Genomic DNA, 23,010 nt, shown 5'->3' with positions numbered 1-23,010 from the left:
AGAGGCTGGCTTGATCATAAGCTGTACGGCCAGGCAGAACTCTTTCTGTAAGGCGTTGAGCAGTAACGGTACCAGTTCGTTTCAGCAGGAAAAAGAGACGTATATGACTACCTGTGACGCACCAAGACCCATCAATCGAGATACAAGGTCAAGGTTTGGCCAGGCGTGAGGTTTTTTCCACTCTTGGGATTCCACTGCTGGATAGATTGCAGTTGTACATTGAAACGTTTAGCAATCATGTACAAGGAGTCGCCCGGCTTGACTCTATAATACGTCACGTTCTGGCGCGATTTGCTGCTGTTGGCTAGCTTGCTTGCTTTCACCGGTGCGCCATAGAGCTTGAGTACCTGGCCTGCCCTAAGGCCCTGCTTGCCCAAATTGTTCCAGCGTTTCAGGTCGCCCAGCTCGACCTTGTTGTCGCGAGCGATGGTCCAGAGATTATCGCCACTTCTGACCCGGTAGGTACGAGTCACCGGCTCCTCAACAAGGGCGGCAACGTCTTTCTGGCTAGTGACTGGTGAAATACTACCTGATACGCGAGGAATCATCAGTCTCTGGCCTGCAGCCAGTCGGCTGGGCTTCAGCTTGTTGAGTGACAGGATCTGTTGAGTGCTTACGCTATAGCGATTGGCGATAGCGCCCAGGCTATCACCACGGCGCACCGTGTATTCCTGCCATTTTACGATCGCTTCAGAGGATTCGTTCGCCAGGTTTTCGAGTAATAACTCGGCTTTTTCTGCCGGAATCAAGAGCTGTTTGGGTCCGTCCATGGTAACCCGACGGGTATACGCCGGGTTCAGGCGATATAGTTCGTCCTCATCGAGATCAGCCAGCTTGGCAACTTTAGCAAGATCTAGATGCTGCTTGATCTTGACGACTTCGAAATAGGGCTCGTTGGCAATCGAGTCCAGTTGGATGCCGTATGATTCCGGGTTCATGATCAGCTGGGAAACGGCCAGCAGCTTGGGTACGTAGTCCTGTGTTTCCTGTGGAAGCGAAGACAGGTTCCAGTAGTCAGTAGGCAATCCAAGCTTTTGGTTGCGTTCAATGGCGCGACCTACAGTACCCTCGCCGGCGTTATAGGCTGCCAGTGCCAGTAGCCAGTCGCCATTGAACATATCGTGGAGTTTGGAAAGATAATCGAGCGCTGCGTTGGTAGACGCTGTGATATCCAGTCGTCCATCGTACCAGCGAGTCTGTTGCAGGTTGAAATAGCGCCCGGTAGTGGGAATGAATTGCCAGATCCCGGCCGCCTCGCTGCGTGAAAGCGCAAAGGGGTTGAAGGAGCTTTCTACAATCGGAAGCAGGGCAAGCTCAAGGGGCATATTCCGCTCTTCAAGCCTTTCGACAATATAGTGCAGGTACAGTCCGCCCCGGTTAGCCGATTTTTCGATATTGGCCGGGTTGCTGACATACCAGAGCCGCTGCTGCTCGATACGAGGATTTACGCCGATTTCGCTTTGCAGCTGAAAGCCACTGCGCATGCGATCCCAGATATCCTTGGGTGCCTTGTTCTGGGTGCCGAGCTTTATCCACTCGGGCTCCCGATGCATATTGATATTGCTGCTCAGGCTGTCTTCTGGGAGATAGCGTTCCTGGTCTTTAGGCGCCATTCCCTGACAGCCCGCCAGGAAGACAGCAAGGAAAAGAGCAGAAAGTTTCGCGGTGCGAGCCAGTCCGTCTACGTCGGCATTATGTGGCGGCTGTGGCGGCATTAGCTGAGTGCATCCCCGGAAAAATTTGCGCGATTCTAGGAATGCCGCTCCGCAGGGTCAAGATTGACTAGTCCTCAGAAATGATCTTTCCATGCGCGTAAGGTAGTGAAAACCTCTACTTCCGAGCGGGTTGGAAAGCCATTTCTTTCGTCCGCAGCGCGTTTGACAGAAGGGGTTGAACAGCGCATGAACGGGTTCGTAGCAAGCTCTAGCCCTAGGGTAGAGGGGAGCGTCATTTCGCCTCGCTCGCGCATGGCCTCTACCTGCCTGTACCGTTTGGTCAGCTCGTTATTAGTCGGTTCTACAGCATGAGCAAAACGCAAGTTGTTCAGCGTATATTCATGTGCACAGTACACTTTGGTCGTGGGCGCAAGCTGAGCAAACTTACGCAACGAGTCATGCATTTGTGCAGGTGTCCCTTCAAACAACCGACCGCAGCCGCCTGCAAATAGAGTATCGCCGCAGAACAGCAAAGGCTGAGCGCCGGTACGCACGTAGGCGATATGGCCCAAGGTATGTCCAGGAACATGCAGGACGTGAAACGGGCGCTCAAAAACTTCAAGGCTGTCGCCTTCATTAAGAGCGGTGTCCAGACAGGGTACGCCTTCCAGTGCCGGACCGTAGACGTGGGCCGCTGTCGCTCCTTTGAGCGCCTGCACACCGCCTACGTGATCGTGATGGTGATGAGTGAGAAGAATGTCTGTAAGCGTCCATCCGGGATGCCGCTCCAGCCATTCAAGGACAGGGGCAGCATCGCCTGGATCTACCACGGCACAACGTTTGGAAGACGGATCCTGCAACAACCAGATGTAGTTGTCGGAAAAGGCGGGAAGGGCGTCTATCTGAATCATGTGCGGTAACTACCGTTAGATGTGCAAAATTGCATATTAGGCGTTTGTGAGTTTCAGAAGCGAGCACTAAAGCAGTGTTGTGCGTTTATCGCTTGTCGGAAGTCTGCAAGCAATCATGAAAAGATACAGTCTTCATGTGTAGAACTGTTTAAAGTCTGTAGATTGCTGTCCATCGTCGGGGACACGTGCTGTTTGGTATCGAGGGTGCCGCCTTGGTGCTCAAGCGTCTCTAAATCCAGGTGCTCTATAGCACCTCTGGAGGAAAAGCATATGGTAAATGACGCATTCGCCCAGGCTGATGAGCGTTGGTTGACGCTGATGCGCTCGGCTCGCCAGTGGCTTGATGGTCCGTTGGGCCAGTTAATGATTGAGGAAGAGGAGCGCCTGCTTTCCGAGGAGCTGAAGCGCCACTTTGGAGGTTATCTGGTCCACTATGGCCCCTCCTTGAAGATCCCGCCAGGCGCAGACCAGTTACGTCATGGTGTGCGTCTCGGGCCGCCGTTGCCAGGTGTCGATATCGCCTGCGAAGAAGGTGCCTGGCCACTGGGTGAAAATGCAGCAGATGTGGTGTTGCTCCAGCACGGTCTGGATTTCTGTCTTTCACCCCATCGCTTGTTGAGAGAGGCTGCCCTTAGCGTAAGGCCCGGTGGCCATCTGCTGATTCTTGGTATCAACCCTTGGAGTACCTGGGGTGTCAGGCATTATTTTGCCCGCGACGCGTTTCGCAAGGCCCGTTGTATTGGTGCCAGCCGTGTAGCTGATTGGTTGGCATTGCTGGGATTCGCGTTGGAGAAACGTCGGTTCGGGTGTTATCGTCCGCCGCTTTCTTCGCCGGTTTGGCAGAATCGTTTGTCTTGGTTGGAGCGCAATCGGGAAGGCGAGCCCTCGCCAGGTGCAGGCTTCTATTTATTGTCGGCTCGCAAGCTGATGGTCGGGCTTCGTCCCTTGCCACAGACCCGCCGTGAACCCCGTGGAAAGCTGATTCCCATGCCGGTTGCCAAGGTGAGCCGTCGCGAAACGAGCGGAACGAATGAGTGACATCGTAGAGATTTACACGGACGGTGCCTGCAAGGGAAATCCTGGCCCTGGCGGTTGGGGTGCCTTGCTGGTCTACAAGGGCAACGAGCGGGAATTGTGGGGCGGGGAGGCCGTTACGACCAACAATCGAATGGAGCTGATGGCCGCCATCCGCGCGCTTGAAGCGCTCAAGCGTTCATGTCACGTACGAATCGTGACAGATTCCGAATACGTGATGCGTGGTATCACAGAGTGGTTGCGTGGCTGGAAGGCTCGCGGCTGGAAAACCGCTGCCAAACAGCCGGTCAAGAATGCCGATTTGTGGCAAGCCCTCGATGCCCAGGTGGCTCGACATGAAGTCGAGTGGGAGTGGGTAAGAGGACATACCGGGCATCACGGTAACGAGCGGGCTGACCAGCTGGCTAATCGTGGTGTTGATGAGATCCGTGCCCTGCGGACAGTGTGATAGGTGACTTTAGATGCGTAGCGTAGTACTCGATACGGAAACAACCGGTATGCCCGTTACCGACGGGCACCGAATCATCGAGATTGGTGGTGTTGAGGTTATTGGTCGTCGACTGACGGGCCGGCATTTTCATGTCTACCTCAATCCTGATCGCGAGATTGACGAAGGTGCTATCGCCGTTCACGGCATCACCAGTGAGTTCCTGGCGGACAAGCCGCGCTTTCGTGACATTGCAGAAGAATTCTTTGAGTTTATCAAGGGCGCTGAGCTGATCATTCATAACGCCGCGTTCGACATCGGCTTCATCAATAACGAGTTTCGTCTGCTAGGTGATCGACCTGAGTGGGCAGAGATTACAGATCATTGCACGGTACTCGATACCCTCATGATGGCGCGTGGGCGTCATCCAGGTCAGCGTAATAGCCTGGATGCGCTATGCAAGCGTTATGGAGTGGATAACTCGAACCGCGAGCTGCACGGCGCCTTGTTGGACTCTGAGATCCTGGCCGATGTTTATCTGGCCATGACCGGCGGGCAAACCTCCCTGTCCCTTGCTGGGCAGGGGCAGGAAGGTGATGGAAATGACAGCGGTATCAGCCCGATTCGCCGTCTGCCAGTGGACCGTGCCAGGACACGAGTCATCACGGCAAGTGAGGCTGAGTTGGCTGATCATGCTGCGCGTCTGGCTGCCATTGAGAAGTCTGCAGGCGCCCCAGCGTTATGGGCTCAGATGGAAGAGCAAACTACCCAGCATTAACCTCTTTTACACCTTGGCAGTTTAGGCGAACTGCCAAGGTTGTTTCCCTATCGCTATGCCTTTCCAGCTGAACAGTTCCTGTCAAAATGTCACGCAGACGCTCGTAAACGCCTGTTTGGCACATCAGTGCAAATATTTCGAATTATCAACTGAACCGTATTGCTTTATGATGTGACTAAAGTCGCAGTATGAGTAGCGGCATATCGCTATCAAGGCAAGGCGGCTTTTGATTGTCCGCTACCCCGTTTTCGAGAATCGTTCCAGCTTGGAAGAGGAGCAGATGGAAGAATTCAGCGCGTTCCGTCTTGAGCGTGTCGATAAGGTCGCTCATGTGATTATCAATCGACCCGAAAAGATCAATGCCATGAACGCCGAGTTCTGGCAGGAGATACGCAGTCTCTTTCATTGGGCCGATCAGGAGCGTTCAGTACGGGCCGTTGTGCTGTCAGGCGCAGGTCCTCATTTTTCTTCCGGTATAGACCTTTCGTTACTTGGCGAGACCGCCGGTCAGCTTGGACGTGACGTAGGCCGCAATTCGGAGTTATTACGCTCCAAGATTCTTGAACTTCAATTGTCTTTCAACGCAGTCGATCAGTGTCGCAAGCCGGTTCTGGCTGCTATCCAGGGATATTGCCTGGGTGGCGCTGTTGACTTGATAGCCGCATGCGACATGCGTTATGCCACAGCCGGAGCTCAATTTGCCTTGAAGGAAATTGATCTAGGCATGGTGGCTGACCTGGGCTCATTGCAACGCCTGCCTCATCTGATTGGTGAAGGCATGCTGCGAGAGCTGGCTTACACAGGGCGATCTTTCAGTGGTGAGGAAGCGTATTCCATGGGGCTGGTCAACCGTATCTATGCAACGGCTGAGCAGATGATGGAAGACGTATTTTCATTGGCGCATACCATTGCTGCCAAATCACCGCTGGCTATACGCGGTACTAAGACGATGATTGGTTATATGCGTGATCATCGGGTAGATGAGGGGTTGGATTACATCGCCACATGGAATGCGGCAATGCTGCAATCAACCGATTTGCGTATCGCATTGGCGGCGCAAATGAGCAGGCAAACTCCGGAGTTTCCGGACTGATGGCAAGCGGATGTAGCGCAGGAGGCGTTTGACGGTATGGTTACCGGAGCGAGAGCACTGAGTCTGGTGCGCGACGAATTGTTCGCGACCATCGATCAGGCTGAACAGAATTTAGAGCGTTTCATTATGGAGCGGCACTGCAGTAGTCTGCTCCAGCGTGCCGTCGAATGCATTCATCAGATTCGCGGTGCCCTTTCCCTTATTGAGCTGGCTGGAGCCGAGCTGCTCGCTCACGAAACATTTGAGCTGGTGACTGACATTCCGGCAGGTGCTGGCGCAGAACGTGACGACCATTTGATGGCGCTCTGTCACGCCCTGCATGTATTGCGTCGTTACCTTGAGCAGTTCCGCAGCCGTTATGAAGAAATGCCGGAGCTGTTACTGCCTGCTATTAACGAGTTGCGTCGCGTGACGGGGCAACCCGCGTTACCTGAGTGCTATTTTTTCACGGTCCGGCTGGATCTGCCACGTAACCCTGTCTCACGTACTGATGACTTGTCTCTCAACGAGCAGCGCGGTCTGGCGCGTCGCATGCGGCAAATGTATCAGATTGGCTTGCTGGGCCTGCTTAAGGAGCAGAACCCCAAGGCGAGCCTTAACTTGATGGAGCGTGCACTGACGCGCCTCGACCATCTTTTATGTGATCAAGCGGGAGCAAGGCTGTGTTGGGTCGGTGCGGCTGCTATTGAAGCTTTTCGAGAGGGCGACCTGCTACTTCACCGGTCCCGGAAGCATCTGTTTTCGCGTCTTGACCGTGAGCTCCGTCAGCTGTTGACGGTACCGGAGTACGAACCGCCTCGTAGTATCCTGAAGGATCTCCTGTACCTTATCGCCTTGTCGGAAAGCTCGGGTGCCCGCGCTGAAGAGCTGCGAGAAGCGTTCTCCATCGATACGCTGCCCTATACCGACGCGATGCTCGACAGAGAATATCGCAGGCTGACAGGACCAAGCCAGGCGGTTATGCAATCGCTTTCGCAAGCGATTCATGAAGAGTTGGCAACCGTTAAAGAACTGCTGGATCTTGTAGAGCGGCGTGTGGCTGAGCCTGATGCATATGCCCGACTCTATATCCAGCTGGGTATTCTGGCGAAGACATTGATCATGGTAGGACAGCCTTCCGCGGGTCAAGCCCTGCAAGCACATTTGCCCGTGCTGAATCAGTGGGCCAAAGCCGGAGCGGTAGAACAAGTACAGCTCGATAATCTCGCCGATGCCATCCTTTATGTGGAAAGCTTGGTTTCCTGTTTTGAGCACGAAACCGACAAGGAAACCTGCCCAGTACCCGCGTCGCCGGGGCAGGAGGGCGAGTCGTTTGGCAACCACCTGTTGAACGAGGCTCAGATGCTATTACTAGCTGAAGCCAAGACGGGGCTTTCCAATGCCAAGCAATCCATTTCGGCGTATCTGGACGCCAGGGGTGAAGCCATACACCTGGTCAATGTCCCTGCAACGCTGCATAACGTGAGAGGTGCTCTGTTGTTTCTGGAGCATACCCGTGCGGCGGAACTGACTGGTATCTGCGCCCAGTATATTCAGGCGCATATGGTGAATAATTTGAACATGCCGACTGCTTCGCTACTCGAAGTACTGGCGGATGCATTGAGCAGCATCGAGTTCTTCCTTGAAAGCGGCGCAATGGCGTCCCGTTCTGGGCAGCCCGATATCCTCGAGCTGGCTACCGAGAGTGTAAGTGCCCTAGGGTGGAGGCCTGTTGCCGCAGCATGAGTCATTGGGAGCCGGGTTGCCTGGACCTGTCAGGCAGTGTTGATAGTTTGATCATTGTCCATAGTCCGATGGGTTTTCTGACCCGAGAAGACAATGTTCTGTTTTCTCAGAGTTCTCCGTTTTTAAAAGAGCTGACAACATCCGGTATCTACGGCTTGGGCTATTTCGATGGACAGGCTGTTGCCTTGTATGAAGTCGTGTCTGCTCCCGAACTTGAAGGTTATGAGTGGCAGCCTCTTCGTCCGTTGATGCTCAAGGCCGAGCATGCCGTCTTCAAGATGTTGGGTTATGCCGCACAGATTGGCACTTGGGCGAACGACCATCGTTACTGTGGCCGCTGCGCCACGCCTACTGTGATCATCAAAGGGCAGCGCGGGCTTAATTGTCCTGCTTGCGGCCTGACCCAGTATCCACGCTTGTCACCCAGTATCATTGTGCTGATTACTCGGGATGATGAAGTCTTGCTGGCGCGCTCTCCGCGCTTCGCACCGGGCGTTTACAGTACCTTGGCTGGGTTTGTAGAGCCAGGTGAGACCATCGAGGCGTGCGTGGCGCGTGAGGTCAAGGAAGAGGTAGCCGTCGACGTCAAGAACCTGCACTACCTGGGAAGTCAGAGCTGGCCCTTTCCTCACTCATTAATGCTGGGCTTCCATGCCGAGTATGCTGGCGGAGATATTGTTTGCCAGCCGGAGGAAATCGAAGATGCCCAATGGTTCAAGCTGGATAATCTGCCCCAGCTGCCAGCCAAACAGTCCATTGCCCGTTTCCTCATAGAGCTTTATATCGCTCGCAGGCTAGGCATGCCCGAACCAGTGTTGCCAGACTAAACGCGCCGTCAGTGCCAGTACGACTAGAATAAACAGGGGGCGTATGAATTTTGCGCCTCCGGCTATGGCGGTATGGGCGCCCAGGTAGGCGCCAAACATCAGCGAAATACCCATGGTCAGTCCAAGCATCCAGACCACTTGGCCAAGGCAGATAAACACCGCCAGGGCTACGCCATTGCTGACAAAATTCATCGTGCGTGCTACGCCGCTGGCCCTGACGAGATCGATCCGGTAGAGAATGAGTGTGCTGATCGTCCAGAAAGCGCCCGTGCCTGGTCCGATCAAACCATCGTAAAATCCCAGTCCCAGCCCTTGTGGCCATTGCCGCTTCCGAGGGATCTGAGCATCAGCATCCAGCGGAGCTTCAGGCAACCGACCAAACAGCAGGTAGATACCGCATCCGAACACGGCGAGCGGAAGTAGCCGGTCCAGCCAATGGGCAGGAAGATAATGTGCGCCAACTGCACCGACGGCTGCGCCTAGTGCGGTAGCGCTCAGGGCATTTTTCCATTTGAGAGGCGTAAACAGTTTCTTGCGATAGAACGTATAGGCTGCCGTTGCGCTGCCAAAGGTCGAACTCAGCTTGTTCGTACCCAGTACCAAGTGAGGAGGCACGCCAGCAAGGAGCAGGGCGGGAACCGTCAGCAGGCCGCCTCCGCCAGCAATGGCATCGATGAAGCCTGCAAGAAAGGCAACGGCCGCGAGGATAATGAGTGTAATGGGTTCAAGCGCAAAATCATAAGGCATAACTACAGCTCGACAAGACCGCCATCCCGGCGGGGCGGGCCGTATAGTGCCTAATAATGGAGGGGTTAGAAAGCCCAGGCGGTTATGCCAAGAGGCCACCGTCGACGTTTAGGATCGTACCGGTGGTATAGCTTGACGCATCACTGGCAAGGTATAGCACTGCGCCAGCCATCTCGTCCGGTTGTGCGACACGCTTGAGCGGGATCTGCTGAAGCGCCAGATTGAGGATGGAGGGGTTATTGACCAGTGCCGATGCAAAGCGTGTATCGGTAAGGCCGGGAAGCAAGGCGTTGCAGCGGATGCCAAAACTGGCGCATTCCTTGGCAAAGACTTTGGTGAGGTTGATAACCGCCGCCTTTGTGATGGAGTAAACACCCTGCATGAGGCCCGGCGAAACGCCGTTGACCGAGGCTATGTTAATAACGCTTCCGCCTGTGCCGGCTTGGCGCATCAATTTGCCCGCCTCGATGGACATGAACAGATATCCGCGGATATTGATATCAACCGTCTTTTGAAATGCCTCGGCGTCCGTGTCGAGAATATGCCCGAACTGCGGATTGATAGCGGCATTGTTAACCAGGATATCTAAAGAGCCAAAGCGCTCACCGATGTGGATAAACGTCTGCCTGATCTGATCAAGGTCCCCGATATGGCAGGGCATGACGGTTGCCTGACCGCCAGCCTGGATAATCGCGTCTGCAACCGATTGGCAGCCGTCGGCCTTGCGGCTGGATACGATGACATGAGCACCCTGCGCAGCGAGCAAATGGGCGATAGCAGCACCTATGCCGCGGCTTGCGCCGGAGACAAATGCTGTCTTGCCGGTAAGATCGAACGCTGCGCTCATGTCATTTCTCCGCTATAAAAAAGCCGGAACATGCTCCGGCTTTCACGTGCTTAGTTAGGGAACAATTCGCTGAGCTTCATGGCCAGCATCATGTTGCCTTCGGCGCGAACCTTGCCAGCCATGAAGGCCTGCATGCCATCCGTTTCGCCAGAAACGATGCCTTTGAGCGTGTCGGTATTCATGATGAGCGTGCAATCCGGCTCGTCAGCATTGCCTGCCTTGACGTCGCAAGTCTGATCTTTCACAACCAGGTGATAATTCTCACCATCTTCGATGTCAAACTGATAAGTGAGATCCAGGCCGGCGGCCGCATCAGGATTGAACTTGCTTTTCAGGTTTTCGATGATGTCAGCACTGCTCATATGCAGAATCCTTAGGGGTCGTACATGAATGCGGACGCGTCCGCGGTTAGCCCAGCCGCTCATCAGCGGCAATGAATCGAGAGTAGGGTGGCTAGTGTTCGCTGTCAATGGAAAATCATACGGTTGTTTGAATACGCTATAGTTGCCTAGGTGTCCCGCTGGCTGGCAAGCGTAGCCATGAGTATGCTTAGTGGATCAAGAGTCGTGGATGAGCGGAAGGCTTGTCGACAGTAAGGAGAGCATGTGGATTTTTTTGCGGATTACGCCAGTTTTCTAATTAAGACCGTTACGGTTGTCATTGCCATCATGGCGGTGCTGATTTTTATCGCTGCCCTACGCAGTAAAGGCAAGCGTGCCACGGGAGGACACCTTGAAGTCCAGAAACTGAATGATTTCTACAAATCGCTACGGCTCCGCTTGCAGCAGAGCGTCCTTGACAAGGAACGCTTCAAGACGATGCGCAAGGAGGAGGCGAAAGCAGAAAAGGCCAATCGCAAGAAAGGGGCTGCCAAGAGCCACGTCTATGTGCTGAATTTTGATGGCGACATCAAGGCGTCTGCCACTGAGCAACTGCGCCATGAGGTAACGGCCGTATTAACGATGGCAACTTCCAAGGATGAAGTGGTTGTTCGTCTGGAGAGCGGTGGAGGCATGGTGCATGGCTATGGGCTGGCAGCCTCGCAACTGGCACGCATCCGTCAGGCAGGTGTTCCGTTGACGATCTGTGTCGACAAAGTTGCTGCCAGTGGCGGATACATGATGGCCTGTATCGGTGACCGCATCCTGAGTGCGCCATTTGCCATTCTGGGCTCGATCGGTGTTGTTGCCCAGCTACCCAACGTTCACAAGCTGCTGAAAAAGCACGATGTCGATTATGAGGTTCTTACGGCTGGCGAATACAAGCGCACCTTAACGGTATTCGGTGAAAATACGGAAAAAGGGCGCGAGAAGTTCCAGGAAGATCTGGAGAAAACCCATGAGCTCTTCAAGAACTTCGTGAATCGGTATCGCCCGCAACTGATCATGGATGAGGTGGCCACAGGAGAGGTATGGCTCGGTGAATCGGCATTGGGTAAGCGTCTGGTTGATGAACTCAAGACCAGTGACGAGTACCTGTGCGAGCGAGCCAAAGTGGCAGAGCTTTTCCAGGTTCGCTTTATTGAAAGAAAGACATTGCCTGAGCGCGTAGGTCTGTTTGCCAGCGCCACTGTCGACCGACTGGTTACGACATGGTGGGGTAGATTCACTCAGCATCGCCCCTGGCAGTAATGCCCAGGTTTTCAGGCATCACGATTAGGAGAAGGTAGATGGATACTTTCAAGGCGCTCTGGATTACGGAAGGCCCTCATGGGGCATTCCAGCAAGAGGTCATCCAGCGCCGTATCGATGAACTGCCCGCTGGCGAGGTGCTGATCAAGGTCTGTTATTCCTCGCTCAATTACAAGGATGCCCTGTCGGCGATTGGTAATCGCGGTGTTACACGGCGTTATCCTCATACCCCTGGTATCGATGCGGCCGGTATCGTGGTCGAATCTCAGTCGGATGAGTTTAAAGAAGGCGACGAGGTCATCGTGACGGGGTATGACCTTGGCATGGATACGCCGGGAGGCTTCGGGCAATACATTCGTGTTCCTGCTGCCTGGGTGATCAAGCGGCCTGAGGCTTTGTCGCTACGTGAGGCCATGACGCTGGGTACAGCAGGCCTGACGGCTGGGTTGTGTATCGACAAGCTTGAGCATGCAGGCCTGGTACCGGAAGCGGGCACTGTTCTGGTAACGGGTGCTTGTGGTGGTGTTGGAAGCCTTGCCATCAAGTTGTTGAGCAAGCTGGGCTATCGAGTAGCGGCTTCCACAGGCAAGCTGGAGCAGGCCGAGTTTCTCCATCACCTTGGCGCACAACAGATCCTGGATCGTGCCACGGTATTAGATGGTATTGAAAAGCCGCTTTTAAAAGAGCAATGGGCCGGCGCGGTAGACACCGTGGGCGGTGACATCCTGTTCAATATCGTGAAGTCCCTGAGCTATGGCGCAAGCGTTGCCAGCTGCGGCCTGACGGCTGGCAGTGGTTTCAAGGCATCGGTCTTTCCGTTCATTCTGCGTGGTGTCAATCTACTGGGGGTAGACTCGGTAGAGTTGCCCCTATCTGTAAAAGCAGCCATGTGGGAAAAGCTTTCGGCAGAGTGGAGGCTGGAGGGGCTGGATGAAATCACACGAGAAGTACCGCTTGATGATCTGCCAAGCACTATCAATCAGATGTTGGCAGGTAAAATGATCGGACGGGCACTCGTCAATCTTCAATGAATACATAGCCTATAAAAAAAGCCCCGCTAATACGGGGCTTTTTTCATCAGGCCAAGCGTCGCCGGAAAAGCGGTTGGGGCTGATCTACACCGCTCTGGTAGGCAACCGTGAAATCGTCCAGGCCTGCCAGGGCTGCTTCTGGATCACGATCTGCACGGATCACATAGGCATCAAAGCCACAACGCTGCATGAAAAAGAGCTGGTCCTGGAGCACATCGCCAATGGCGCGAAGCTCTCCCTTGTAACCAAAACGCTCCCGCAGCAGACGCGCGTAGCTGAAGCCGCGACCGTCAGTAAAGGCCGGAAAATTAATGGCGATTACCTGAAAATGCTCCAGGGAATCAGCAATGCTTTCCGGCTCTTCATCGCTATCCAGCCAAACGCCCAGCCCGCCGTCGCGTGTCGTCAAGGCATGACCATGCTCAAGCCAGAGCGCAGCGGGAATGATGACGTTATCGCTGTTGGGAATTTCCTCGAAGGTGGTTTCCTTTGGCAGCAGGTGCCAGTTATCGGTAACGACCTCACGTCCCTTAATGATTCTTTGCATAGACGCGCTCCTTGAAGGGGTCGATGCCAATACGGCGGTAGGTATCGATGAAACGCTCATCTTCGGTGCGCTGATCGACGTAAACATTGATGATCTTCTCGATCACATCCGGCATTTCGTCCTGAGCAAAGGAGGGGCCCAGGATCTTTGCCAGGCTTGCGTCACGACCGGCATAGCCGCCGAGCGACACCTGGTAGAACTCTTCGCCTTTCTTGTCTACGCCCAGAATACCGATATGGCCTACATGGTGATGCCCGCAGGCGTTCATGCAGCCGGAGATGTTCAGGTCGATATCACCGATATCGAACAGATAGTCCAGATCATCGAAGCGGCGCTGGATCGACTCGGCCACCGGAATGGACTTGGCATTCGCCAGCGAACAGAAATCGCCGCCTGGGCAGCAGATCATATCCGTTAAAAGGCCCACATTGGGTGTTGCAAAACCATTCTCGCGCAGTTCGTTCCACAGCGTGAACAACTGATCCTGACGGACATCTGCCAGGATGATGTTTTGCGTATGGGACGTACGAAGCTCGCCAAAGCTGTAGCGGTCTGCCAGTTCGGCAGCGGTATCGAGCTGCTTGTCAGTGATATCGCCAGGCGCTGTGCCGGTGGGCTTGAGGGATAGCGTTACCGCTACGTAACCCGGCTTCTTGTGCGGGAAGGTGTTGCGGCTTCTCCAGCGGGCAAAGCCCGGATTCTCGGCGTCCAGCTTTGCCAAGGCCTCGCTTTGGTTTTCGAGCGCTTCATAAGCCGGATCAACAAAGAACTTGGACACGCGCTCGACTTCTGCTTCGATCAGGGTGCTAGGGCCGTCTTTAAGATGCGCCCATTCCGCTTCGACCTTCTCGGCAAAAGCTTCTTCACCCAGCGCCTTCACCAGGATCTTGATGCGTGCCTTGAACTTGTTATCCCGACGACCATAACGATTATAGACGCGCAGGATCGCTTCCAGATAGGTCAGTAGATGCTGCCAGGGCAGGAAGTCCTTGATGAACGCACCTACGTAAGGCGTACGGCCTTGTCCGCCACCTACCAACACGCGGAAGCCAAGCTCGCCCGCTTCGTTCTTGACTGCCTCAAGACCAATGTCATGAACCTCGATGGCGGCACGGTCCATCTTGGCGCCGTTCACGGCAATCTTGAACTTGCGTGGCAGGTGGGCGAATTCGGGATGGAAGGTCGACCACTGGCGGATGATCTCACACCAGGGACGTGGGTCGACTAGCTCGTCCGCCGCTACACCGGCGAACTGGTCGGTTGTTGTGTTACGAATACAGTTGCCACTGGTCTGGATGGCATGCATCTGCACAGTAGCCAGCTCGGCCAGAATATCCGGAATCTCTTCAAGCTCAGGCCAGTTGAACTGAAAGTTCTGGCGCGTACTGACATGGGCATACCCTTTGTCGTAGTCGCGGGCGATCTGCGCCAGTTTGCGTACTTGCTTGGTGTTGAGCAGGCCATACGGTACCGCGATACGCAGCATGGGGGCGTAGCGCTGGATATACAGGCCGTTTTGCAGGCGGAGTGGGCGATACTCTTCGCCTGAAAGCTCACCAGCCAGATAACGGCGGGTCTGATCGCGGAACTGCTTGACGCGTTCCTCGACGATCCTCTGGTCGTATTCGTCGTATACGTACATTAAAAATCCTGCTCAGGCTAAGGCTGTGCGCGCACGACTGCGCGTTCTTATCAGATATGCCCACGATAACAGCACCCGTATATGCTTAAAAGTGATGTTTTTTATATAAAAATCGATTTGGGCGATAAGGGGTGATTCAAGCAGGCATGGCAAGGCAGCGCTTGTCCTAGGGTTAAGGGAAGCGCTGTCTTACCAGAGGTGGACTAGTTGAATTGGCTCTTGAACCAGTCCCACACACCAAACGAGAAGTTGGGGAAGATATCGATGTTCAGGGCCGATTTGATCAGATAGAGAATTACCAAGCCAACCGCGACACTAAACAGCAGGAAAACAGCAATCACGAGCGCCTTAGCCATCTGGGACAGCTCATGCTGGCGCCGGGACAGATCACGGCGGTTGCGGCCAACCAGGAACACACAGTAGTACCGCCAGCGCCACAGTTTGAACGTGGCGCGAAGGTCAATCGCATGCTTTCCCCATTGGCGGGCGCCAAACGCAACCTTGAGCGCCTGGAGTTGCTCCTCGGTGAACGACTCTTTCAGGTCGCTGGGCAAGCGCTCCTTCAGGCCTTGAACGAAGGGGTCTTGATGGATATCGATTTCCGGCATCGTACAGATCCTTTTTGCGTCTGCCAGGGCAGAGGCCTTTGAGCTAACAGGTTTCCTTCCTGCACAGGACGTGTACAGGCCTATCTCTTCGCACCGGCAGATGAAACACTTTGCCTTAAACGACTGCTTACAAGGCGCTGTCGTAGTAGGTGTACGTGCCGGTAAGTGCGGCTACGGACTCAACGTAGTGGCTTACATGGGGTGGCATAGCCAGGCCCTTGACCATCGTCAGGTTGCGCAGCGTTGGATAGATCAGTACGTCGTCCCAGCTAAGGGTGTTACCGTTATCTGCCGGTATGGGCAAAACCTTTAGCCCTACAAGCATTTTTTCTGCGCTTTGCTTGTGGAGGGGTATTTCCTCAAGGACCTGCTCAAATGAGCGCTCAATCATCGCTTCCTTGCGCAGCTGAAAATAATCGCGCCCCGATTGGGTTACGAATTCCGGCGGGCTAATCGCAACATTGCGCGGAAACAGCAGGCCATTAATGGCGAGAAGTATGCTGTCGATGCATTCAAGAGTGGTGCTGATATCGGCTCCGGTGCGTATGACACGCTCTAGGTTGCCCAGCTCAGCCAGCTTTCAGGCAATATCAAGACGCTCACCCATGCGGCTGCCATCGTTGAGCTGGAGAATAGGCATCTTTTTGCGCCGATCACATCGAAGCAGGTAGCTTCGTCATCAGTGGAAAGGTAGATCTTCTCGCGCTCGACCTGCTTGTAGTGGGCAACCATATCGGCATGGATGCAGAAGAGGCAATGATCGTATGGGGAGAGTTTCATGGACATCCTTATTGCTGCGAGCCTGTCTACAGTGAGCAGGCCTCAGGCAAAAAGATGTCCATGTGTAAAGCGGTACGGTAGTGCCGCCAGGGCGGGGTGGCGCTTAGCGGACCCGCTTGATCAGCCGCTTGCTGTCAACGGTCTGCACGGCGCGCGCTCTAAGTTGCCCGCAACCACCCTCGATATCCTGGCCGGCTGAATTACGGACTTTGGTCAATACACCACGGCTGTGGAGATAGCGGACGATCTCAACGATACGCTCACCGCGTGGCCGCTGGTAATCATCACTCTCCAGGCTGTTGTAGGGAATCATGTTCATAACGGCGTACTTGCCCTTGAGCAGGCGCAGGATGCCGTCCAGCTCGTCCTGGCTGTCATTGATGCCGGCCAGGAGCGTCCATTGATACTGGATGGGATAACCTGTTTGGCGAGCATAGGCTTCGCCAAGTTCGACCAGTTCTTCCGGATCTATCCGGGGGGCCTTAGGCAACAGCTGTTGTCTCAGGTCGGCACGGGTCGTGTGAAGCGAGAGCGCCAGGGCTGGACGGACGGTTTGCTGAGGCAGACGCTCAAATACGCGCATGTCCCCCACGGTTGAAAACACCAGGTTCTTGTGGCCGATGCCGCCCTCTGTGCCGAGCAGATCGATCGCTTCCAGTACGTTGTCCAGATTATGGGCCGGCTCGCCCATCCCCATGAAGACCACTTTCTTGACCGACCGGAAACGACGAGCCAGCGCAACCTGGGCCACGATTTCAGCGCTACCCACCTGGCGCAGCAAACCGCTCTTGCCCGTCATGCAGAATACACAGCCCACTGCACACCCCACTTGTGTAGAGACGCACAGACCATCCCGAGGCAACAGTACGCTTTCCACCATCTGTCCGTCGGTCAGCTCTACCAGCAGGCGCGCTGAGCCATCGGCAGCAGGGTGCTCTGATTTCAATCGAGCAAGCCCGTCGAGTGTGCGGGCAAGCTCAGGTAGCCCTTCACGAACGGTCAGCGGCAGAAAGTTTTCCGTTTGCTGATGCCGTGTCCCGGTGTCGAGTGGCAGGCCTCTCAGCCAGGCGCGACTGACGCGTCCGATGTGCATGGGTTTGGCGCCAAGGTCGGCAAGGCGGTTTTGAACGTCGTGGATGCGCATGAAATAAACTACTGATTCATAAGACGGAATGCGGTCGCGGGTGGATCAGCCTCGCACGCGTAACGTCAGGCCCTTCAGGAAATTTCGTAATAACTGATCGCCACAGGTGCGGTAGTTGCTGTGTCCAAACTTGCGAAACACAGCGTTGAGCTCTGGCTTGGTAATAGTGAAGTCTACGGACTGCAAAATCTGCAAAATGTCTTCTTCCCGTAGCTCAAAGGCCACGCGCAGCTTTTTCATCACCAGGTTGTTCGTAACCGGCAGCTCAAGCGGAGGGGCGGGGCGGCTCTCGTCCTTGCCGCGTAGGTGGAAGACCAGACCATCCAGAAAGCTGGCCATCAACTCGTCCGGGCACAGCTCGAACCCGGCCTCATCATCTCGTTTGAGAAAGGCGGTAATGTCATCTGAGTTGACCGTTTTGCCAGCCAGTTTAAAGATATCGGCAACCTTCCGGTCATTGATATCCAACATGTAGCGAACGCTGCGTAATACATCGTTATTGAGCATGCGGGTGATCCTTGGGTAAGCGTGAAAGACGTAAAGAGCAGCGCGGTTAGAAGCGTTCCTGAAGTGAAAGGTAGCGCCACTGCCCCAAGGGGAGCTTGCCCATCGAAACGCCGCCTATTCTCAGACGCTTCATGCTGACTACCTTTAGCCCAACGCTTTCACAAAGGCGCTGAATCATTCCAGGTGCGGGATTCTTCATGGCGAAACGCAAGCGTGTCTCGTTCTGCCAGCTGACCTTGCAGGCAGGAAGTGTCTGGCCTTTATGGGTATGACCGCGTTTGAGGCGTTCCAGCCCGTTCTGCGCTATCTCACCGCTGACTTCAACGACATATTCCTGTTCAAGCTTGGCTGCATCCTCAGTCAGTTTGCGCAGCGTCCGCCAGTCCTGGCTATAAACCGCCAACCCTTCCGCGCCGGGTTGCAATGCCAGCCCTGGCTTTAAGCGAGCAAAATGCCCCTTGAGTACCGGCCGCTCGCTTGGGTCTTCCGCCCAGTGCGTTTCACGGCTAAGCAGATGCTTGTCAGCGTCTGGCAGTGAGGTGATGCCAGCGGGCTGATGGACCAGAAACGTTGCAGGCTCCAGCGGGGTAGCCGAAGCGCCTGGTAGCAATGCCACCGTTTCGGCGTGAATCTGAAATTGCGGCTCGTCGATAACGTTGCCATCGACCGTTACCCAACCCCCTTCGATATACAGCTCAGCCTCACGGCGCGAGCAGCCCAGCAGTTCAATGAGGCGTTTGGAAAGGCGAATGGAGTCAGTCATGAGGAGAGGCAAACGTCAGAAAAGAAGACTAGTTTACCTGGGATGCACGAAAAGGGCGGGACTTATCCGACCCGCCCTGATCTTATGCCGCTATCTGGTAAACGGTTGCCCGTTGATGGTGACGTTTTGTGCAGTCAGGCCCTCCACGTGCTCAAGCACACCAATGCCACCTGCCTTCTGGAAATGAACATCCACCAGTCGTAGGTCTTTTATGGGTGCCCGTTCGAAGCCGCGAACCTGAAATACCTGATCGGCACTCTGGCAGACGAGGTTGCGAATCTCGATATCGCGCACCGTTGGGTCGAACTTCCCGGCATCGCCTTCCTCGTAGTGGAAGTCTATGACGATCGCGTTCTGGACCTCACCGATGGTGATATCCCGGTAGCGAATATGCTCGATTACGCCGCCGCGTATGGAGTTGGTCTTGAAGCGGATACCGCGCTCCAGATCAGGGCTGCTCATGCTGCAATGCTCGACAAAGATGTTTCGTGCGCCGCCCGAGATCTCGCTGCCAATCACGACACCGCCATGGCCTGCCTCCATCTTGCAGTTGGCGATGACAATATTCTCGGCAGGTCGATTGATCCGGCGCCCATCCGCATTACGTCCGGACTTGATGGCAATGCAGTCGTCACCGGTATTGAAGAAGCAATTCTCGATGACTACGTTGCGGCAGGACTCAGGGTCGCAGCCGTCCGAGTTCGGGCCCAGGCTTTCCAGGTGCACGCCGCGCACAGTCACGTTTTCGCACAGTACAGGATTCAGGAGCCAGAAGGGCGCACGTACGATACGCACATCTTCAATCAGCACGTTCTCGCACAGATAAGGCTGCACGAAGGGTGGGCGGAAGTAATACCCCTCGGCATATATTCGCTGCTCAGGCGGTACGCCAGCCTCCACATCCTTCATCAGCGCTTCGCGGCCGGCATCCTGAGAAGGATAGCCCTCCACACCCCACTCCTTGTTACCTTTCCAAGGCCACCACGTAGTGCGGTCGGCCTGGCCGTCCAGCTCACCTTTACCAGTAATAGCAATGTTCTTCTGACGGTACGCGTAGATCAGTGGGGAGTAACCCATTAGCTCCATACCTTCCCAGCGGGTAAATACCGCAGGCAGATAAGCCTTGGGATCGGTAATGAAGCGAATCTTTGCGCCTTCTTCGATATGCAGGTTGATGTTGGACTTGAGGTGGATGGGGCCGGTCAGGTAATCGCCACCGGTTACCAGTACCCGACCACCGCCAGCAGCGGAGCAGGCCTGAATAGCGGCGGCAAAAGCCTTGGAATTATCGGTACGACCATCGCCTACCGCGCCATAGCGGCGGATATCGAAGTCTACGTTTGGAAAGCGGGGGACGGTGGTCTTGCGGCGGATCGCATCGGCCATGGCCCAATCGTTGGTCTGGCCAGAACCGCCTGACCCGAATGACGAGCACCCTTGAAGATTGATTAGCGCGAGGCCAGCAGCCCCTCCTGCCATGGACGCCAGAATACGACGTCGACTAAACATGCTCACTCAGCAATTCCTTATTCGAGTTGTTTGCTTCAGGTGATGCCGCGATACGCGGCTCTTCCACTATAGACCCAATCGAAGCGGCGCGAGCCTATAAGGCTACTAAGGTAGGTAGTGAAATGGGGTGGCACGGCTTAACGTGCAAGCCAAATGAGTGCAAGACCAACCGTACACGTTACTCAGGGGAGAAAGGGTATAGCCAAGCAGGTTTTAACCTCGCTGCACAACATGCTGAAAGTTAAGCGTCGGTAAGGAAAGCGACTCACGCAAAAAGGCAGGGCGCAGGTCTACATCACGAAGGGATGCCCTGGGAAACCATCGAAACTCTAATGATGTTCCAGGCTCAGTGCCGTTATGGGTACGCGACTTATCGAGAAGGGCAGAGTGGCTGCGAAGCTGAGCGCGAAAGTACAAGCCGATTTCATGATTTGGCTGGTTTAGGTAATCAAAGAAGTTTTCAACCAAATATAGTAGCTCGCCACAAACGATAGGCTCGTCAAGCTCCTCCATCATTTCGCGAACAAGTGTGGCCTGGGCGTTTTCACCTGGCTCAACCCGGCCTCCAGGTAATGCCCAGAATGAGTCATTCACGCCTCGGTGTAGCAGAATATGGTTGTCGTGTTCCACAACGGCCGCTGCGCGTACATGGAAGCGGTAGCCGTCAATATCGACAGAGATCATGAGTCATTGCCTTTGTCGGGTAAGAGCCGGGCATGGTATCTGGTAAAGGTAGACCGCTCAGGCTTGCCCCAGCTGTTTGGCTGTTTTGGCGACAGGAGCCAGAGTCGTCACCTGCTGATGAGCCTTGAGAATCTTGTTTGCAGCCATCAGGTTCTTGGCTGGAAGAACCAACCCTGATTCAAAAGGGCTCAACACAAACGTTGTGATCAACGCGGTCATCAGCCCAACCGTACGTGCCTTGGGATCAATGCTGCGGCAGAGCCTGTGAACCCGCACGGTGTAGAACAGCACAGGTGGAAGCGTGACGAGTGTAAGCAGAACTGACGCCTGCATGCCGTGCTTCTCCCATTGCAGTGAGAAGAACACACACATGACCACAAACCACACAACATGCATTACATAGGTATGGATCAGGCCGGTACGGGCCTTGGTAAGGTCACGAATAAGCTGATCTTTCGAAGGGGCATCAGCGCTCCTTGTCATCTTGGCTCTCCTGTTGAGGCGGAGCGTTTCCTAGGTGATATAAAGCTTGAGTGAAGGAGAGGGCTTCAACACTTCTTGCCTGAACACGATCTGGAGACGCGCTGCTTACCAAGGTTACGGTATAGGGCGTGGATGACAGATTCTTTAAACGTTAAGCCAGCAAAGCATCTAGCATGCTGCTCTGAGCGCTCCAAGCGATGCGAGTCAAGCTCGCTATCGCGCACAATAGGCCCGTAGAGGCCGATTTACTTCCACAGCGCCCATTCTTACGATGACCCGCTTCGGATATGATGCGCGCCCCTTAACGCTGTACTCAAATCAGGTCATCATGCCCGGCAACGCCCTTTATACCGATCTGTCGGGTTACTACGATCTCATGTGCGCCGATATCAACTATCAGGCGCAAAGCCACTGTGTTCATCGGTTGCATCAGTTATTCGGAAATGGCGGAAGCAGGCATCTCGATCTGGCCTGCGGAACAGGGCCGCATGTTCGGCATTTTATTGATGCTGGCTATCAAAGCGCTGGGCTCGACATCAATCAGCCTATGCTGGATAGAGCATCCATTCGCTGCCCGGAAGCTCAGTTTTCCTTGCAGGACATGTGCAGGTTCACGGTAGAAGAGCCGGTCGACCTCATTACCTGCTTTTTGTATTCCATTCATTACAGCGCAAGTGTTGAAAGGCTGAAGGCCTGTATCGCCAGCGTATATGGCGCATTGGCCGATCATGGCATCTTCTGCTTCAACGCAGTCGACAAGAACACTATCGACAACAACTCATTTGTATCTCATGCCGCAAATCACCCTGACGGCTTATTTAACTTCAGCTCATGCTGGAATTACAGGGGAGAGGGCGAGCGACAGTCACTAAAACTTCGCATCGAAAAAACGACAGAGAATGAACGACAGGTATGGCACGACGAACACCCTATGGTGGCTGTAAGTTTTGATGAATTACAGGCGCTATTGCAGCCGTACTTTGAGGTTCATGTTCTGGAACATGATTATGAGAAGATCATCCCTTGGGATAGGGCCTCTGGGAATGCGATTTTTGTTTGTGTAAAGATTTGATGAGAGTGAAAGGGCAATCATCTGTGACATCATTTTTGTCTTGTAGCACAGTAGAGTTGCAGTGACTGCTCTGAGAATAGCGCAGCAGCTTATACCTACGCTTCTTTTTCTAGTATTAACAGATCGAGAACCCCCGACTTTAGTAGACTCTGAGGTTTTTTCTAAACGAGCAGTCTCAAGCCTTCAAGCGCTCTTGCACTGTACCCTGTTGGTAAATGCATCTTTCTAAAAGATGTCATGGTGGTAGGGCTAGAAAATACCTAAAGTCGTTGACCTTGTTAATGTCTGACAGGGAGTTCAATGTGATTAGTCTCTTAAATGAATCTCTGCCAGCACGCCTGAGCGCTTCCTTCGAGCGGTGGTTGGCAATATTTCATAAAAGGGCTATGCGCTCTTCTTATGAGTTGGTGTTTTTAAAAGGTTCTGTTGCTTACTCTATGTGTTGCGTTAGTTAAATTAAAATATTCCCGCTCTTAGTTGCTCCGATTTATTTTCTCTTCTAAAAATTTATTAATTGACTCGACGGAGTTGCTGTAAGGGGCAATAGTTAACTGGAAAGCTTAT

The 23,010-nt window shown here is 54.3% G+C and carries 25 protein-coding genes; 9 read left to right on the top strand and 16 right to left on the bottom strand.

Going from position 1 to position 23,010, the window contains the following annotated elements:
- Positions 1-131: 131 nt before the first annotated feature.
- Both AC4LF3_RS12275 and gloB read right to left on the bottom strand, forming a co-directional pair.
- Positions 132-1,715 (bottom strand): lytic transglycosylase domain-containing protein, encoded by a 1,584-nt coding sequence (locus tag AC4LF3_RS12275; RefSeq protein ID WP_491835395.1) that lies wholly within the window; start codon positions 1,713-1,715, stop codon positions 132-134.
- Positions 1,716-1,789: 74 nt separating this feature from the next.
- Complete coding sequence (gene gloB / locus AC4LF3_RS12270; protein WP_491835394.1) at positions 1,790-2,566, bottom strand: hydroxyacylglutathione hydrolase; 777 nt, start codon at positions 2,564-2,566, stop codon at positions 1,790-1,792.
- A 270-nt stretch (positions 2,567-2,836) separates the two neighbouring features.
- Here gloB and AC4LF3_RS12265 point away from each other — a divergent pair, with 270 nt between their 5' ends.
- The 6 genes from AC4LF3_RS12265 to nudC all read left to right on the top strand — a co-directional run bounded on the left by AC4LF3_RS12265 (position 2,837) and on the right by nudC (position 8,451).
- Complete coding sequence (locus AC4LF3_RS12265; protein ID WP_010794862.1) at positions 2,837-3,604, top strand: methyltransferase domain-containing protein; 768 nt, start codon at positions 2,837-2,839, stop codon at positions 3,602-3,604.
- Positions 3,597-4,049 carry a ribonuclease HI gene (gene rnhA / locus AC4LF3_RS12260; protein WP_010794861.1) on the top strand — a complete coding sequence of 151 codons (453 nt, stop codon included), beginning with the start codon at positions 3,597-3,599 and terminating at the stop codon, positions 4,047-4,049. The genes AC4LF3_RS12265 and rnhA overlap by 8 nt, the downstream gene beginning before the upstream one ends.
- Before the next feature lie 13 nt (positions 4,050-4,062).
- Positions 4,063-4,806: a DNA polymerase III subunit epsilon gene (dnaQ, locus tag AC4LF3_RS12255; protein WP_491835393.1), complete on the top strand. Its 744-nt coding sequence runs from the start codon at positions 4,063-4,065 to the stop codon at positions 4,804-4,806.
- A 280-nt stretch (positions 4,807-5,086) separates the two neighbouring features.
- Positions 5,087-5,899: a crotonase/enoyl-CoA hydratase family protein gene (locus AC4LF3_RS12250; RefSeq protein ID WP_491835392.1), complete on the top strand. Its 813-nt coding sequence runs from the start codon at positions 5,087-5,089 to the stop codon at positions 5,897-5,899.
- A gap of 36 nt (positions 5,900-5,935) precedes the next feature.
- Positions 5,936-7,624 carry a FimL-related protein gene (locus tag AC4LF3_RS12245; RefSeq protein WP_491835391.1) on the top strand — a complete coding sequence of 563 codons (1,689 nt, stop codon included), beginning with the start codon at positions 5,936-5,938 and terminating at the stop codon, positions 7,622-7,624.
- Positions 7,621-8,451 (top strand): NAD(+) diphosphatase, encoded by an 831-nt coding sequence (gene nudC, locus AC4LF3_RS12240; protein ID WP_122042237.1) that lies wholly within the window; start codon positions 7,621-7,623, stop codon positions 8,449-8,451. The genes AC4LF3_RS12245 and nudC overlap by 4 nt, the downstream gene beginning before the upstream one ends.
- Here nudC and AC4LF3_RS12235 read toward each other — a convergent pair.
- The 3 genes from AC4LF3_RS12235 to AC4LF3_RS12225 all read right to left on the bottom strand — a co-directional run bounded on the left by AC4LF3_RS12235 (position 8,419) and on the right by AC4LF3_RS12225 (position 10,407).
- On the bottom strand, positions 8,419-9,198 hold the full coding sequence (locus AC4LF3_RS12235; RefSeq protein WP_312601741.1) for a TSUP family transporter: 780 nt from the start codon (positions 9,196-9,198) through the stop codon (positions 8,419-8,421). The two genes, nudC and AC4LF3_RS12235, sit on opposite strands and share 33 nt — an antisense overlap.
- A gap of 82 nt (positions 9,199-9,280) precedes the next feature.
- Positions 9,281-10,045, bottom strand: a complete 765-nt coding sequence (locus AC4LF3_RS12230; RefSeq protein WP_491835390.1) for an SDR family oxidoreductase — start codon at positions 10,043-10,045, stop codon at positions 9,281-9,283.
- A gap of 50 nt (positions 10,046-10,095) precedes the next feature.
- The gene (locus tag AC4LF3_RS12225; RefSeq protein WP_010794854.1) at positions 10,096-10,407 is read right to left on the bottom strand and encodes an SCP2 sterol-binding domain-containing protein; all 312 of its coding nucleotides are present in this window, start codon (positions 10,405-10,407) and stop codon (positions 10,096-10,098) included.
- Between the two features lie 243 nt (positions 10,408-10,650).
- On the opposite strand from AC4LF3_RS12225, the gene sohB reads away from it, so the two are divergent.
- Positions 10,651-11,676, top strand: a complete 1,026-nt coding sequence (gene sohB, locus AC4LF3_RS12220) for a protease SohB (protein WP_122042241.1) — start codon at positions 10,651-10,653, stop codon at positions 11,674-11,676.
- A 38-nt stretch (positions 11,677-11,714) separates the two neighbouring features.
- Positions 11,715-12,707 carry a YhdH/YhfP family quinone oxidoreductase gene (locus AC4LF3_RS12215; protein WP_122042242.1) on the top strand — a complete coding sequence of 331 codons (993 nt, stop codon included), beginning with the start codon at positions 11,715-11,717 and terminating at the stop codon, positions 12,705-12,707.
- A gap of 46 nt (positions 12,708-12,753) precedes the next feature.
- Here the strand turns inward: AC4LF3_RS12215 and AC4LF3_RS12210 are convergent, their stop codons facing one another.
- The 11 genes from AC4LF3_RS12210 to AC4LF3_RS12160 form a co-directional block, all read right to left on the bottom strand.
- On the bottom strand, positions 12,754-13,254 hold the full coding sequence (locus tag AC4LF3_RS12210) for a DUF934 domain-containing protein (RefSeq protein ID WP_010794851.1): 501 nt from the start codon (positions 13,252-13,254) through the stop codon (positions 12,754-12,756).
- Positions 13,238-14,896 carry a nitrite/sulfite reductase gene (locus tag AC4LF3_RS12205; protein ID WP_312510284.1) on the bottom strand — a complete coding sequence of 553 codons (1,659 nt, stop codon included), beginning with the start codon at positions 14,894-14,896 and terminating at the stop codon, positions 13,238-13,240. Before AC4LF3_RS12205 ends, AC4LF3_RS12210 begins: the two co-directional genes overlap by 17 nt.
- Positions 14,897-15,099: 203 nt before the next feature.
- The gene (locus AC4LF3_RS12200) at positions 15,100-15,504 is read right to left on the bottom strand and encodes a 3-phosphoshikimate 1-carboxyvinyltransferase (protein WP_150347090.1); all 405 of its coding nucleotides are present in this window, start codon (positions 15,502-15,504) and stop codon (positions 15,100-15,102) included.
- Positions 15,505-15,631: 127 nt separating this feature from the next.
- Entirely contained in the window at positions 15,632-16,003 is a 372-nt protein-coding gene (locus AC4LF3_RS12195; protein ID WP_491836285.1) for a glutathione S-transferase family protein, read from the bottom strand.
- A gap of 56 nt (positions 16,004-16,059) precedes the next feature.
- Positions 16,060-16,284: a hypothetical protein gene (locus AC4LF3_RS12190; protein WP_491835389.1), complete on the bottom strand. Its 225-nt coding sequence runs from the start codon at positions 16,282-16,284 to the stop codon at positions 16,060-16,062.
- A 103-nt stretch (positions 16,285-16,387) separates the two neighbouring features.
- On the bottom strand, positions 16,388-17,428 hold the full coding sequence (locus tag AC4LF3_RS12185; protein ID WP_491835388.1) for an RNA methyltransferase: 1,041 nt from the start codon (positions 17,426-17,428) through the stop codon (positions 16,388-16,390).
- 45 nt (positions 17,429-17,473) lie between these two features.
- Complete coding sequence (locus AC4LF3_RS12180) at positions 17,474-17,935, bottom strand: YehS family protein (protein WP_150347094.1); 462 nt, start codon at positions 17,933-17,935, stop codon at positions 17,474-17,476.
- Between the two features lie 46 nt (positions 17,936-17,981).
- Positions 17,982-18,698, bottom strand: coding sequence for an rRNA pseudouridine synthase (locus AC4LF3_RS12175; protein ID WP_491835387.1), 717 nt, complete (start codon positions 18,696-18,698; stop codon positions 17,982-17,984).
- A gap of 90 nt (positions 18,699-18,788) precedes the next feature.
- Positions 18,789-20,207 carry a glycoside hydrolase family 28 protein gene (locus AC4LF3_RS12170; protein WP_491836283.1) on the bottom strand — a complete coding sequence of 473 codons (1,419 nt, stop codon included), beginning with the start codon at positions 20,205-20,207 and terminating at the stop codon, positions 18,789-18,791.
- Positions 20,208-20,420: 213 nt separating this feature from the next.
- Positions 20,421-20,891: an NUDIX hydrolase gene (locus tag AC4LF3_RS12165; RefSeq protein WP_491835386.1), complete on the bottom strand. Its 471-nt coding sequence runs from the start codon at positions 20,889-20,891 to the stop codon at positions 20,421-20,423.
- A 57-nt stretch (positions 20,892-20,948) separates the two neighbouring features.
- Positions 20,949-21,374, bottom strand: coding sequence for a hypothetical protein (locus tag AC4LF3_RS12160; protein WP_312510290.1), 426 nt, complete (start codon positions 21,372-21,374; stop codon positions 20,949-20,951).
- Positions 21,375-21,702: 328 nt separating this feature from the next.
- On the opposite strand from AC4LF3_RS12160, the gene AC4LF3_RS12155 reads away from it, so the two are divergent.
- Positions 21,703-22,446, top strand: coding sequence for a class I SAM-dependent DNA methyltransferase (locus AC4LF3_RS12155; RefSeq protein ID WP_286787706.1), 744 nt, complete (start codon positions 21,703-21,705; stop codon positions 22,444-22,446).
- Positions 22,447-23,010 lie beyond the last annotated feature (564 nt).

This window comes from Pseudomonas sp. C2.3V, from assembly GCF_058536325.1.
This window is presented reverse-complemented; position numbering and strand designations above follow the sequence as displayed.